13 protein-coding genes and 3 tRNA genes are annotated in these 14011 nt (G+C 61.7%); 3 read left to right on the top strand and 13 right to left on the bottom strand.

Annotation, left to right across the window (positions count from 1 at the left end; translation table 11 throughout):
- The 12 genes from LHU53_RS14500 to LHU53_RS14555 all read right to left on the bottom strand — a co-directional run.
- Nucleotides 1-202 (bottom strand): GTP-binding protein (locus LHU53_RS14500; protein WP_255631905.1); only part of this gene is annotated, 202 nt, incomplete at its 3' end.
- Between the two features lie 44 nt (nucleotides 203-246).
- Nucleotides 247-321 (bottom strand) — tRNA-Thr (locus LHU53_RS14505).
- Between the two features lie 35 nt (nucleotides 322-356).
- A tRNA-Gly gene (locus LHU53_RS14510) sits at nucleotides 357-430 on the bottom strand.
- 86 nt (nucleotides 431-516) lie between these two features.
- Nucleotides 517-602 (bottom strand) — tRNA-Tyr (locus LHU53_RS14515).
- Between the two features lie 78 nt (nucleotides 603-680).
- Nucleotides 681-1436: a uracil-DNA glycosylase gene (locus LHU53_RS14520; RefSeq protein ID WP_227333377.1), complete on the bottom strand. Its 756-nt coding sequence runs from the start codon at nucleotides 1434-1436 to the stop codon at nucleotides 681-683.
- Nucleotides 1437-1469: 33 nt separating this feature from the next.
- On the bottom strand, nucleotides 1470-2258 hold the full coding sequence (gene trpC, locus LHU53_RS14525) for an indole-3-glycerol phosphate synthase TrpC (protein ID WP_227333378.1): 789 nt from the start codon (nucleotides 2256-2258) through the stop codon (nucleotides 1470-1472).
- Nucleotides 2251-2418 (bottom strand): hypothetical protein, encoded by a 168-nt coding sequence (locus LHU53_RS14530; RefSeq protein ID WP_227333379.1) that lies wholly within the window; start codon nucleotides 2416-2418, stop codon nucleotides 2251-2253. The genes trpC and LHU53_RS14530 overlap by 8 nt, the downstream gene beginning before the upstream one ends.
- Entirely contained in the window at nucleotides 2415-3464 is a 1050-nt protein-coding gene (trpD, locus tag LHU53_RS14535) for an anthranilate phosphoribosyltransferase (RefSeq protein ID WP_227333380.1), read from the bottom strand. Before trpD ends, LHU53_RS14530 begins: the two co-directional genes overlap by 4 nt.
- 29 nt (nucleotides 3465-3493) lie before the next feature.
- On the bottom strand, nucleotides 3494-4150 hold the full coding sequence (locus tag LHU53_RS14540; protein ID WP_227333381.1) for a LysE family translocator: 657 nt from the start codon (nucleotides 4148-4150) through the stop codon (nucleotides 3494-3496).
- Between the two features lie 9 nt (nucleotides 4151-4159).
- Complete coding sequence (locus tag LHU53_RS14545) at nucleotides 4160-5272, bottom strand: GntG family PLP-dependent aldolase (RefSeq protein ID WP_227333382.1); 1113 nt, start codon at nucleotides 5270-5272, stop codon at nucleotides 4160-4162.
- A 76-nt stretch (nucleotides 5273-5348) separates the two neighbouring features.
- The gene (locus LHU53_RS14550) at nucleotides 5349-5963 is read right to left on the bottom strand and encodes an aminodeoxychorismate/anthranilate synthase component II (RefSeq protein WP_227333383.1); all 615 of its coding nucleotides are present in this window, start codon (nucleotides 5961-5963) and stop codon (nucleotides 5349-5351) included.
- 3 nt (nucleotides 5964-5966) lie between these two features.
- Nucleotides 5967-7508, bottom strand: a complete 1542-nt coding sequence (locus tag LHU53_RS14555; RefSeq protein ID WP_255632049.1) for an anthranilate synthase component I family protein — start codon at nucleotides 7506-7508, stop codon at nucleotides 5967-5969.
- A 361-nt stretch (nucleotides 7509-7869) separates the two neighbouring features.
- On the opposite strand from LHU53_RS14555, the gene LHU53_RS14560 reads away from it, so the two are divergent.
- The 3 genes from LHU53_RS14560 to LHU53_RS19825 all read left to right on the top strand — a co-directional run bounded on the left by LHU53_RS14560 (nucleotide 7870) and on the right by LHU53_RS19825 (nucleotide 12072).
- On the top strand, nucleotides 7870-9621 hold the full coding sequence (locus LHU53_RS14560) for a methyl-accepting chemotaxis protein (RefSeq protein ID WP_227333385.1): 1752 nt from the start codon (nucleotides 7870-7872) through the stop codon (nucleotides 9619-9621).
- A gap of 61 nt (nucleotides 9622-9682) precedes the next feature.
- On the top strand, nucleotides 9683-9880 hold the full coding sequence (locus tag LHU53_RS14565; protein WP_227333386.1) for a hypothetical protein: 198 nt from the start codon (nucleotides 9683-9685) through the stop codon (nucleotides 9878-9880).
- Between the two features lie 179 nt (nucleotides 9881-10059).
- Entirely contained in the window at nucleotides 10060-12072 is a 2013-nt protein-coding gene (locus LHU53_RS19825; protein WP_304621936.1) for a methyl-accepting chemotaxis protein, read from the top strand.
- A 78-nt stretch (nucleotides 12073-12150) separates the two neighbouring features.
- On the opposite strand, the gene recQ is transcribed toward LHU53_RS19825, so the two are convergent.
- Nucleotides 12151-14004, bottom strand: coding sequence for a DNA helicase RecQ (gene recQ / locus LHU53_RS14580; RefSeq protein ID WP_227333387.1), 1854 nt, complete (start codon nucleotides 14002-14004; stop codon nucleotides 12151-12153).
- Between the last annotated feature and the right edge of the window lie 7 nt (nucleotides 14005-14011).

The raw sequence follows: 14011 nt of genomic DNA on the forward strand, positions 1-14011 counted from the left end.
CGTGGGCGGTGTTGATGGTGATGCCACGGGCTTTTTCTTCGGGGGCTGCGTCGATTTGGTCGTAGGCTTTGGCCTGGCCACCAAACTTGGCTGCCAGCACGGTGGTGATGGCTGCGGTCAGGGTGGTCTTGCCGTGGTCAACGTGACCGATGGTGCCCACGTTGACGTGGGGCTTGGTACGTGTGAATTTTTCTTTTGCCATTTTGTGACTCCGAAAAGGAAAGAACCGTCAAACTAAAACAAATCTGGTGCCCATTCCGGGAATCGGACCCGGGACCTCTCCCTTACCAAGGGAGTGCTCTGCCACTGAGCCAAATGGGCTGAATCTTGTCTAACCGATCAAACTGCGCAGGCTATGGAGCGGGGTAGGAGAATCGAACTCCTCGCTTTAGCTTGGAAGGCTAAGGTATTACCACTATACGAACCCCGCACAGGCCTGCCTTGCAAGCTACCGTTGCAGAGCTCCTGCGCCTTTGAGCACGCACCCCAACGGCTATCTAACAGTCAATCTGTCACTGGTGGAGAGGGGTGGATTCGAACCACCGTACTCGTAAGAGGGCAGATTTACAGTCTGCTGCCATTAACCACTCGGCCACCTCTCCAGTGAACGCAGAATTATGCCATGGAGTTTTGCTTTTGTCGCGTAAACCAGAACTTTTTGATGGTTCGACAACAAATAGTTAGGGCTGTGCTCCTTTTGGTGCGATCGCCAAGTTGGGAGTCGCGGCTTGTGTGTTGCTTTGATGCCGTTCACGCCAGGCTCTTGATTGCGAAAAATGGCCGCAGCCGATGAACGGCGCTGGTGGGCGCAAGGCCGACAGCGGTGAGGGGTGGTTGGCGCAAAGTACCAAATGGCGCGATGCATCAATCAGTGGACGTTTGCTTTGGGCATGGCTGCCCCACAACATGAAAACCACAGACGCCGCGTTTTGCGAGACGGCTTGGATGATGGCGTCCGTCAAGACCTCCCAGCCACGGTTGGCATGGCTGGCGGGTTGGCCTTCTTCAACCGTCAAACACGTGTTGAGCAGCAGCACGCCGTGGCGAGCCCAGCGCACCAGGCTACCGCCAGGGATGGGAAATGTGGGTGGTGGTTCGCCCAGATCGCGCTGCAACTCTTTGAAAATATTGCGCAACGACGGCGGTAACGCCACACCAGGCGCCACAGAAAACGCCAGCCCTTCAGCTTGACCCCGACCGTGGTACGGGTCCTGGCCCAGGATGACCACGCGCACTTTGTCGAGGGGTGTCAGTTCCAGCGCACGCAGCGGGGTGGGCGGGAAGATCACCGCGCCCTCCTGCAGCCTACGGTGCAAAAAAGCCAGCAACGCCTGTCCTTTGGCAGACTCAAAAAAATGAGTGACCAGTCCTTGCCAGCCGGGATCGACCGGCCAGTCAGAGGGGTGGGCTGATGCCAATTGGGCGCTTGTTGACATAAACACCGATGTCAAAAGGGTGTGAGTGAGCCGTTATCCAAACAGCGCCGCCAGTGCCTCACCCGGCTCCGGCACACGCATGAAGGCTTCACCGACCAAAAAGGCGTTGACACCCGCCGCACCCAGCCGCAACACATCGTCGCGGGTGTGGATGCCGCTTTCACACACCAGCAGGCGATCCGCCGGGATGTCTTTCATTAACGTCAGTGTGGTGTCAAGCGACACCTCAAAGGTTTTCAGGTTGCGGTTATTCACACCAATCAATGGCGTTCTGAGCTTGAGCGCGCGCTGCAGCTCCACCGCATCGTGCACCTCCACCAGCACCGCCATGTCCAGGCTGCGGGCGATGGCCTCAAACTCTTTCATCTGCACGTCATCCAGGCAGGCAGCGATCAGCAGCACCGCATCGGCCCCCATGGCGCGAGACTCATAAATTTGGTAGGCGTCCACCATAAAGTCTTTGCGCAACACCGGCAGCTGACAAGAGGCGCGGGCCTGTTTCAGGTAGTCCACGCTGCCCTGGAAGAACTGCTGGTCGGTCAGTACCGACAGGCAGGCGGCGCCAAATTCGGCGTAACTCTGGGCGATGTCGGCCGGGATGAAGTCGGCACGGATCACGCCTTTGGATGGACTGGCTTTTTTGATTTCGGCAATAACCGCTGGTTGGCCCGCCGCGATCTTGGTACGCAGGGCACCCACAAAGTCGCGGGTCAGCACCCGGCTCTCGGCGTCGGCGCGCACCATGTCGAGTGGTTTGCGATTTTTGGCGGCGGCCACTTCTTCGTGTTTCACCGCCACAATGTTGTTCAGGATATCAGTCATGTTGGGATGCCTCAGGGGTGGCAGAAAAAGAGTCGGTAGGGGTGGCGCCCTGTTTCAGGATGTTGACAAACACACGTTTCATCAACACCCCGACCACGATAAAAAAGACCGAAATGCCGATAGCAATCCAAGCGCCGTCGGTATGGAGCAGCTGCATCATCCGACAGCGCTCAAGCTGTGGGCTACCGTCACCAGTTGATCAAGCTTGGCCTTGGCAGCGCCTGATTCAAGAGCAGCCCGTGCTTTCTGGATACCGGCTGCCATCGAGTCCACGACATTGGCCGCATACAGCGCAACACCGGCGTTGAAGATCACGATCTCTTTGGCCGGACCGTCCACATTGTCCAGCACACCCAACAACATGGCGCGCGACTGCTCGGGTGTCTCAACCTTGAAGGCGCGGGTGCTGGCCATGGTCAGGCCAAAGTCTTCGGGGTGGATTTCATACTCGGTGACCTTGCCGTCTTTGAGTTCACCCACCAAGGTGGCAGCACCCAGACTGACCTCGTCCAGGCCGTCCTTGCCGTACACCACCACCGCGTGTTCGGTGCCCAGGCGCTCCAGCGCACGCACCTGGATACCTACCAGATCCGCGTGAAACACGCCCATCAAAATATTGGGTGCGCCAGCCGGGTTGGTGAGTGGCCCGAGCAGGTTAAAAATCGTCTTGACACCCATCTCGCGGCGCACCGGCGCCACGTTTTTCATAGCAGGGTGGTGGTTCGGCGCAAACATGAAGCCCACCCCCACCTGCGCGATGCACTGGGCAATCGCCTCCGGCTTGAGGTTGATGTTGACACCGAGCGACTCCATCACATCGGCGCTGCCGCTTTTGCTGCTGACACTGCGCCCGCCGTGTTTGCTGACCTTGGCACCTGCGGCTGCGGCCACAAACATGGCGCAGGTCGAGATGTTGAAGGTGTGCGAACTGTCACCTCCGGTACCCACGATGTCCACCAGATGGGTTTTGTCGGCCACGTCCACTTTGGTGGCGAACTCGCGCATCACCTGCGCGGCGGCGGTGATCTCGCCGATGGTTTCCTTTTTGACACGCAGGCCGGTGATGAAGGCCGCCAGCATCACTGGGGACCATTCGCCAGCCATGATCTGACGCATGATGTAGAGCATCTCGTCGTGAAAAATTTCACGGTGTTCGATGGTGCGCAACAGCGCTTCCTGCGGGGTGATTTTGATGGTGTGTGTCATGCGCGCTCCTGGTGCGGTCGATGCAGAATCTACGAGACGGGATTGTCGGTCAGGGCCAGTTTGAGGCCGAAGGTGATGAACAGGGCGCCAGCGACGCGGTCCAGCCAGTGCATGCCACGCTGCACCTGGCTGGACCGGCGCGCCATCCAGGCCGCTGCCAGCGCCCAGCCGGTGTTGACTGGAATGGCATTCACATTGAACAGCACACCGAGTGCCAGAAACACCCAGGTGGTCTGTGTTGTGCCGGGCGTGATGAACTGCGGCACAAAGGCCAGAAAAAAGATCGCCACCTTGGGGTTGAGCACATTGGTCCAGAAACCACCGCTGTACACCCGCCACAAATCGGCGGGTACCGGGGCTTTGGCTTCTGCACCCGCGCTGGGCAACACGTTCCCCTGAGCACGCGAGAACAGCAGCCGAACACCCACATACAACAGGTAGGCCGCCCCGGCCCACTTGAGCAGGTTAAACGCAGTGGCCGAGGCCGCCAGCAAGGCGCCCACACCCAGCGCTGCGGCAAAGATGTGCACAAAACAGCCGGTGGTGATGCCCAGCCCGGCCACGATGCCCGCGCGCGCACCACTGCGCAGCGCATGCGTCACGATGTACAGGACATCGGGGCCGGGTGTCAGGTTCAGCAACCAACCGGCGGCGATGAACAGCAGCAACTGGTGGGTGTCAGGCATGGCGCGCGCTCAGTGGTGCTCAAAATAGGCACGTATCACCGACACCGCGTGGTCGATGCCCGCGGCATCCACATCCAGATGGGTGACAAAACGCAGACGGTACAGGCCGGTGGCCAGCACCCCGTGCGAGGTCAAATACGGCAGCAGCTCTGCCCCACGGGACTTGGCGGTATCCACCAGATCCACAAACACAATGTTGGTCTGTGGCGGCTCCACCACCACCCCGGGCAGGCCCTGCAACCCGTCGGCCAGACGGCGCGCCAACGCATGGTCGTCGGCCAGCCGTGCCACATGGTGATCCAGCGCGTAGCTGCCCGCTGCGGCCAGCATCCCGGCCTGACGCATGCCGCCACCCACCATCTTGCGGATGCGGTGGGCGCGGGTGATGAAGTCGGCGCTGCCGCACAGGGCAGAGCCCACCGGTGCGCCCAGGCCTTTGCTCAGACACACCGACACGCTGTCAAAACACTGGGCAATGCGGCGTGCCTCGTTAACGATGGCGTCATAAGTGATAGCTTCAGGCCCTTTATTCATGAGGGCTTGAGGCCGATTAGACGCATACCCTTCAGCCGACTGCGTGGCCTGCGCCACCGCCGCGTTGAACAGCCGCGCGCCGTCCAGGTGCCGCGCCAGACCGTGGTTTTTGGCCAAGTCGGTCGCTGCTTGCACATAGTCCAGCGGCAGCAGCTTGCCACCAAAGGTGTTCTCCAGCGTGAGCAGCCGGGTGCGGGCAAAGTGGGCATCGTCTGGCTTGATGGCCGCTTCTATGTCGGCCAGCGCCAATGTGCCGTCAGCTTGGTGCTCCAGCGGCTGGGGCTGGATGCTGCCCAGCACCGCCGCGCCACCGCCCTCCCAGCGGTAGGTGTGCGCCATCTGGCCCACGATGTACTCGTCACCACGCTGGCAGTGCGCCATCAGGCCACACAGGTTGCTTTGTGTGCCGGTCGGCACAAACAGCGCAGCTTCAAAACCCAGCATGTTGGCCAGCTTGTCTTGCAAGGCATTGATGCTGGGGTCGTCGCCAAACACATCGTCACCCACGGGTGCACCGGCCATGGCGGCGCGCATGGCAGAGGTGGGCTGGGTGACGGTGTCACTACGGAGGTCAACGGTTTTGATCATGGTTACAAGACTTTGACGCCACCGGCCCTTATTGAATAAGGACCAGTAGCTATGTTTGCCGAAGCATTCCGACGCATCAAGCGCGCTGACTGTCGGCGGGGCGCGGGGCCAGGAAGTTCTTCAGCATCGCGTGGCCGTGTTCGGTCAGGATACTTTCTGGGTGGAACTGCACGCCTTCGATGTCCAAACTGGTGTGTTTCACGCCCATGATTTCACCGTCGTCGGTCCAGGCGGTGACTTTCAGGCAAGCGGGGCAGTTGTCACGTTGGATCGCCAGCGAGTGGTAACGGTTGACGGTGAACTGCGCGGGCAAACCTGCAAACACCCCTTCCTGCGTGGTGCTGATGGTGGAGGTTTTGCCGTGCATGAGCTGCTGCGCCCGGATGATGGTGCCGCCAAAAGCCGCGCCAATCGCCTGGTGGCCCAGGCAGACACCCAGAATCGGCAGCTGATTAGCAAAGTGCTGGATCGCCGCCACCGAGATACCCGCCTCGGCCGGTGAACACGGGCCGGGCGAGATCACCAGCCGGTCGAGCTGGCCTGCCGCCAGCATCGTATCGATCTGCTCAATCGTGATTTTGTCGTTGCGCGCTACCGTGACCTGCGCCCCCAGCTCGCCCAGGTACTGGACGATGTTGTAGGTGAAGCTGTCGTAGTTGTCGATCATCAGGAGTTGGATGGGTTGGCTCATGATTTACTCCAGACCTTCTTCCACCAGTTCCGCCGCCCGCAACAAGGCGCGCGCCTTGGCTTCGGTTTCTTTCCATTCCAGCTCGGGCACCGAATCGGCCACCACACCAGCTGCCGCCTGCACGTAGAGCATCTGGTCCAGGATGATGCCGGTACGGATCGCAATCGCCACGTCCATGTCGCCCGCATAACTCAGGTAACCACAGGCGCCGCCGTAGAGGCCGCGTTTGGTCGGCTCCAGCTGGTCGATCAGCTCCATCGCGTGCACCTTGGGCGCGCCAGTCAGGGTGCCAGCCGGGAAGGTGGCTTTGAGCACGTCCATGCTGCTCATGCCATCGAGCAGCGTGCCTTCGACGTTGCTGACGATGTGCATCACATGGCTGTAGCGCTCGACACAAAACGCGTCGGTGACCTTGACGCTGCCAATCTGGGCGATGCGGCCAATGTCGTTGCGCGCCAGGTCAATCAGCATGACGTGTTCAGCGCGCTCTTTGGGGTCGTGAATCAATTCGACTTCGGCGGCCTTGTCCAGCTCAGGCGTGGCGCCGCGTGGGCGCGTCCCCGCCAGCGGGCGGATGGTGATTTTTTGGGCAGTTTGGCCCGCCACCGTGACCTGCTCCTGGCGCACCAGAATCTCGGGGCTGGCACCGACCACATGGAAGTCCGCCCCGCCCTGCACTGCCCCGCTGAAGTTGTAGTAATACATATAGGGGCTGGGGTTGAGCGAACGCAGCGCGCGGTACAGACTCAAAGGGCTTTGTGTGTAGCGCTTCTTGATGCGCTGGCCGACCTGCACCTGCATGAAGTCGCCACCGGCGATCAGCTCCTTGGCGCGCTCCACGGCGGCGATGTAGTCGGCTTTGGCAAAGTCGCGCTGAGCGCTCTGGCTGGTGCTGGGCAGAATCTCGGGCGCCTGCACCGACTCGCGCAGCAAGGCCTTGAGCTCCGCTAGTCTTTTGGTAGCTTTTCCATAAGCATCGGTCTGGGCTGGGTCGGCATAGACCATCAGGTGCAGGGTGCCTGAGAGGTTGTCAATGACGGCCAGCTCCTCACACTGCAGCAGCAAAATGTCGGGCGTCCCCAGCTCATCGGGCGGGCAAGTGGCTTGCAGCTTTTTCTCGATGTAACGCACCGCGTCGTAGCCAAAATAACCCGCCAGACCACCACAAAAACGCGGCATGCCGGGCTGCAGCGCGACTTTGAAGCGCTTCTGGTAGTCGGCAATAAAGTCGAGCGGGTTGGCTTGGCTGGTTTCCACCACCACACCGTCGGTCACCACCTCGGTACGGGCTTGCTCACCAAAGCCGCTGGCGCGCAGCAAGGTGCGTGCGGGCAGGCCAATGAAGCTGTAGCGGCCAAAGCGTTCGCCCCCCACCACCGACTCCAGCAGGAAGCTGCAGGCGGCGCTGCGGGTGAGTTTGAGGTACAGAGAGAGCGGCGTTTCCAGATCGGCAAACGCCTGGGCGCTGACCGGAATGCGGTTGAAGCCCTGGGCTGCCAGTTCATCAAATTCGGATTGAGAAATCACAGGAGAGGTTCTTTCCATCAAATGCCGCTGGTCTGAGCCGCCCCGTCAAAGACACAAGGGCAAAAGCATCAAAACCATCCGGCGGCAGCGCGGAGCTGCGGTTCATACAAACAGGACAAGGGTGTCAGCGCAGGGCCGACGACGTGTGCAGCGGACGCCAGGGCCAGGCTCCCCGGTCGCTACAACCTGTGATGGTGGTTTTATGGATGAACATCAATTGAGTGTAGCAAAGACCTTTTGCCATCGGCGAGGCTGGGTCAGGCTCGCGCGCCGTGTCGGCGTTGACAAGGCAGGCCTTTGCGGGCTTGTTTGAGCGTTTTGCCGGTGCTGAATGACTCTATGATTCAGATCACCGTTTTCCGCACCATAGGGCTCTGCGATGAACCATTTGAAGATTTCCACCCGGCTGACGCTTGGTTTCGCTGCCATCACGCTGGCTTTTCTGGTGTTGTCGGCCATCACGGCCTGGCGCATCCAGCAGGTATCCATCGCCGCCGAGCGCATGGAACTGCAGACGCAGTTGCTGGACCTGGCGGACAAGTGGCAGGGCGACGTGCGGCAGAACTCTGCGCGCTCACTGGCCGTGGCCTACTCGCCCGGGCCTGCCCTGTTTGATTTTTTCAAGGCCGACATGGCGGCCACCAGTGCCAGCACCACAGCCACACAAAAGAAGTTTCTGGAACTGGCCACGGACGAAGAATCGCGCAAGCGTGCACAAGCCGTGGGTGACGTGCGCAAGGTCTGGCTGGCCGTGCGCGAGGAGGCCAATGCCCTGAAAGCTGCGGGTGACGAAGTTGGCACCCAATCGGTCGTGCGTGACAAACTGCTGCCCGCCACCACAGATTACATCCGCGTGACCCAGGCGCTGGTGGACGGCGAACTGGCCAACGTGCGCGACACGCGCGCCGCTATCGAGGCCATGTTCAGCCAGCTGTTTGTGCTGGGCGGTGTCTTGTTGGTGCTGTGCGTCGGCATTGCGGTGTTTGCCAGCTGGAGCATTTCCAGAGGCATCGCCAAAGGCATTGACCTGGCCAGCACGGCGGCGCGGCGCATTGGCGAGGGTGACTTGAGCCAGGTACTGCCGCAAGACGGCAAGGACGAAATTGGCCATCTGATGCAAGCGCTGGCCAAGATGCAAACCAGCCTGGCTGGCGTGGTGCAACAGGTGCGTCAAGGCAGTGAGAGTGTCTCCACCGCCAGCGCCGAGATCGCCCAAGGCAACAACGACCTGTCCAGCCGCACCGAATCGCAAGCCAGCGCGCTGGAGCAAACTGCTGCCAGCATGGAAGAACTCAGCTCCACGGTCAAGCAAAACGCTGACAACGCGCGCCAGGCCAACCAGCTCGCGGTAAGTGCCAGCCACGTGGCTGAGCAAGGTGGCGCGGTGGTGGCCGAGGTGGTGGACACCATGCGCGGCATCAACGACGCGTCACGCAAGATCAGCGACATCATCAGCGTGATTGACGGCATTGCTTTCCAAACGAACATTCTGGCGCTGAACGCGGCCGTGGAAGCCGCCCGCGCCGGTGAACAGGGCCGTGGTTTTGCGGTGGTGGCCAGCGAGGTGCGTTCGCTGGCCGGGCGCAGCGCTGAGGCGGCCAAGGAAATCAAGGTGCTGATCAGCGCCAGCGTGGAGCGGGTTGAGAGCGGCAGCGCGCTGGTGGACCAAGCCGGCGTCACCATGCAAGAGGTGGTGACGTCCATCAAACGTGTGACCGACATCATGGGCGAGATCAGCGCGGCCAGCCATGAGCAGAGCCTGGGCGTGGGCCAGGTGGGCGAAGCGGTGATCCAGATGGACCAGGTCACCCAGCAAAACGCCGCCCTGGTAGAAGAAATGGCCGCCGCTGCCAGCAGCCTCAAGGCCCAGGCGCAGGAGCTGGTGCAAACGGTGGCGGTGTTCAAGCTCGGTGTGGGTGATCATGATGCGGCGCGACCGCTTCCCACCTCGGCCGTGCGTGCCCATCCTGCCAAACCGGTGGCTTTCAAGGGGGTTGACCGGCGCGCCGGTGGTGTGCCCAAAGGCGCGGCCGCCCGAAGTGCCGCCACGCCTGCCAAGCTTGCCCCGGCGCCCCTGGCAGCACCCGCACCTGCCAGTGGCACCTCTGACGCGGATTGGGAAACCTTCTAGCCACCTCCCGCACAGATCAGGCCCGCTGCCGTGCTTGATCTCTCCCGCTACGGATGTGCACATGCGCCAGACCTTGCGCAACATCCGGCTGGATCTGCCAACCCCCAAGGCTTTTGAGCGCCTGAAGACGGCCCAAGTTGATGACGACAAGGTCTTTGCCCAGGCAAAGCAAGCTGCCGCCCAGGACAAGGTGCTGGCTCGGGGGGGCTGCCAGCGAAGACGCCAAAACCGTCATCAACCAGAGGAAACCCCCGCCTGACACGAGCTCAAGGTCAGCAGCACCCATGACTCGGACTGGGCAATCTCCTGAGGCGGCACCGCGTTGGCGAAAAAGCAGCCACGGGCCATGGCGCTCGTTTACAGTTGGCGCGTGCAAGTTGTTGGCGCTTGCACACGGGAATAGCCGGTTGACCGATGTCACATTTGGGGAAAAAAGACATGTTCAGTTTCATGAATACCTTGCGCGGAAAAGTGGTGTTGGTGACCGGGGCGCTGGTGCTTTTTGGGCAGTTGCTGGTGTCGGGCACCAATTTGCTCACGGCCAGGCACAACGCGATGGCCGCCCTGACGGATCAAACCCGCTCGTTGCTGCGCTCGCATGCGGCGGGTGTTGCGGACTGGGTCAGCGCACGCCACCAGGTGGTCAAGTCAGTGGCTGGCAAGGTGGGAGAAGCCGACCCAATACCGTTTTTGCAAGTCGCCAAGGCAGCGGGCGCGGTGGACTCGGTCTATCTCGGTTTCCCGGACAAGCGCACGGCATTTTCTGAAGTACAGAACCTGCCACCGGATTACGACCCGACCAGCAGGCCCTGGTACACAGGGGCCGCTGCGGCCAGCGGGCCGGTGATCACCGAGCCTTACGTCGATGCTGGCAGCCAAAAACTCGTCGTTACCTTCGCCTCGGCCGTGATGGACCAGGGCCAGCTGATCGCCGTGACCGCCGCCGACGTCTTTATGGACGGTGTGGTTCGCAATGTCGCCGCCATCCGGCCAACCCCCGGCGCCTACGGCATGATTGTTGACAAAAGCGGCAAAATCATCGTTCATGAAGACGCCTCTGTGGTGCTCAAGCCCATCACCGATTTGGTACCGGCACTGGCCAATGTCAGCGTGGGGTCGCTGGTGTCAGCCGACGGCTTGCAAGAGTTTGTGGTCGGCAACGACAAGCGCTTGCTGCAGGCCGAGGCGATCACGGGAACCGATTGGACGTTGATCATTGCGCTGCCGCCTGACGAGGCGCTGGCAGGCATCAGCGCCATGATGTGGTCGTCGATCGTCAGCAGCTTGGTCATTGCTTTGGTGACCGTGTTGATCCTTGGCGCCGTCTTGACCCAACTGCTGCGGCGTTTGCCGATGCTGCGCGACGTGATGCACAACATTGGCTCGGGCGACGGTGATCTGACACATCGCCTGCCGGTGGACGGTCAAGACGAATTGGCCGCCATCGCTGCCGGATTCAACCAATTTGCTGAAAAAGTGCAGGCGGTTCTGATCAAGGTGCGCCAAAACGCCGAAAGTGTCGCCACGGCCAGTGCTGAAATCTCGCTTGGCAACAATGATTTGTCCACGCGCACCGAGTCACAAGCCAGCGCGTTGCAGCAAACCGCCTCCAGCATGGCGCAACTCAATGACACCGTCAAACAAAATGCCGACAGCGCGAGCCAGGCCAACCAACTGTCCATGCGCGCCAGCACGGTGGCGGTGCAGGGGGGAGAGGTGGTGGCTCAAGTGGTGGACACCATGAAGGGTATCAACGAAGCCAGCCGCAGAATCAGCGAGATCATCAGCGTGATCGACGGCATTGCTTTCCAGACGAACATTTTGGCGCTGAATGCGGCGGTAGAAGCCGCGCGTGCTGGCGAGCAAGGGCGGGGTTTTGCGGTTGTGGCCTCCGAGGTGCGCAGCCTGGCGGGCCGCAGCGCTGAAGCGGCCAAAGAAATCAAGAGCTTGATCAACGCCAGCGTGGAACGGGTGGCGCAAGGCACCACCTTGGTCGACCAAGCGGGCAGTACCATGACCGAGGTGGTCGCCTCGATCAGGCGGGTGACCGACATCATGGGCGAGATCAGCAGCGCCAGCCAGGAGCAAAGCCATGGGGTCTCCCAAGTTGGCGCAGCCGTGACACAGATGGACCAGGTGACGCAGCAAAACGCCGCGCTGGTGGAAGAAATGGCCGCTGCTGCAGACAGCCTGAAAACGCAGGCGCTGGAGTTGGTGCAAACGGTGGCCGTGTTCAAGCTGGGCGGTGATACCTTTGCTGGCGCAAGCGCCTTGTCAGGGGCCAAGGTTCGCGCGCACCCTGCCAAGCCCAGCGCGTTCAAGGGGGTGGATCGCCGTGCCGCGGGTGTTGCCAAGGGCGCTGCGGCGCGCGCAACACCCAGCCCGGCACCCGCCAAGCTGGCTGCGCCAGCCGCTCAAGCCACCAGTGATTCGGACTGGGAAACCTTCTGATCACGCAGCCAAACGCTGTGTGATGGATCGTGATGCGCGGTTGTTTCTAAGAGGCTGCAAGCCACAGCTCGGCTCAAGTCAGGGCGTGCAGGAGGCCTCGATCACCTCCAGAACCGCATCGCCATAAGCTTCCAGCTTGCGCACACCCAGACCGCTGATGCCTTGCAACGCCAGCCGTGAGCGTGGTGCGGATTGGGCGATGGCCACCAGCGTGGCGTCGTGAAAAATCACGTAGGCGGGCAGGTTGTGTTCCTTGGCGACTTCGGCGCGCCAGGCTTTCAGGGCGGCATAACGCTGCTGCTCGGCGCCATCCAGCACCGCCGCCACCTTGGGTGTGGCGACCTGGCTGGTGCGGCGGCTTTTGCGTGTGGCAGCCTTGGGCGCGCTGGTGCGCAGCCGGATCGGCACCTCGCCCTTGAGGACGGCGCGCGACACCTCGGTGAGCGCCAGCGTATTGAACGCTTGCGCATCCACCGCCACCGCCCCAATCGCGAGCAGCTGGCGCAGCACGGCGCGCCATTGGGTTTCTGACAAATCGGCGCCAATGCCAAACGTGCTCAGGGTGTCATGTCGGCGCTGCGTGACTTTCTCGGTGACCTTGCCGCGCAGAATATCCACGATGTGCCCGGCGCCAAAGCCAAAACCACTCATCTGCTGCACCCGGTACACGGTGGAGAGCAGCTTGCGCGCCGCATCCGTGGCGTCCCACACCTCCGGCGCGTGCAGGCAATTGTCGCAATTTCCGCAGTCGGTGCTGGCTTCATCAAAGTAGCGCAGCAGCCGCACCCGGCGGCAGTCGGTGGCTTCCGCTAAACCCAAGAGCGCGTCGAGCTTGCCGCGCAGGCCCTGTTTGAATTCTTCCTCGGCCGGGCTCTCGTCGATCATGCGGCGCTGGTTCACCACGTCTTGCAGGCCATAACACATCCACGCGTCGGCAGGCAGTCCGTCGCGCCCGGCGCGGCCGGTTTCCTGGTAGTAGCCTTCGATGTTTTTCGGCATGTCCAGGTGCGCCACAAAACGCACATCGGGCTTGTCGATGCCCATGCCAAAGGCGATGGTTGCCACCATCACAATGCCTTCGCTGCGCAAAAACCGGTCCTGGTTGGCCTGGCGTACCTGGGGCGCAAGCCCGGCGTGGTAGGGCAGGGCGGCAATGCCGTGGTCACACAGAAGCTCGGCGGTGTCCTCCACCTTTTTGCGCGACTGGCAATACACCACCCCCGCATCGCCCATGTGCTCGTCCTGGATGAAGCGCAGCAACTGTTGCGTGGCCTCGCGCTTTTCGACAATTGTGTAGCGGATGTTGGGTCGGTCAAAACTGCTGATGAACAGGCGCGCATCCTGCAGTTGCAGCCGCTCGATGATGTCGGCGCGGGTCAGCGCGTCGGCGGTAGCGGTCAGGGCGATGCGCGGCACCGTCGGGTAGCGCTCGTGCAACACGGTGAGCGCCCGGTATTCGGGCCGGAAGTCATGGCCCCATTGGCTCACGCAATGCGCCTCGTCAATGGCAAAAAGGCTCAAGAGCCCGCGCTCCTGCAGCGAATCAAGCTGTGCCAGAAAGCGCGGCGTGGTCACCCGCTCGGGCGCGGCATACAGCAGGGTGATGTCGCCCTGCATCAGGCGCCGCTCCACCTGGCTGGCCTGCTCGAACGACAGCGTGGAGTTCAAAAACTCGGCCTTGACACCGGCCTCGTGCAGCGCACCCACCTGGTCGTGCATCAGCGCAATCAGCGGCGAGATCACCACCGTGATGCCATTGCCCGCGGCCTGGCGGGCAATGGCGGGAATCTGGTAACACAGGCTTTTGCCGCCGCCGGTGGGCATCAGCACCAGCGCGTCACCACCACCGGTCACGTGTTCAATGATGGCTTGCTGCGGCCCGCGAAAGGCCTGGTAGCCAAAAACCTCACTGAGAATGGATGCGATAGACAAGTTAAAT

This window comes from Rhodoferax sp. U2-2l, from assembly GCF_020594515.1.
GTDB lineage: Bacteria > Pseudomonadota > Gammaproteobacteria > Burkholderiales > Burkholderiaceae_C > Rhodoferax.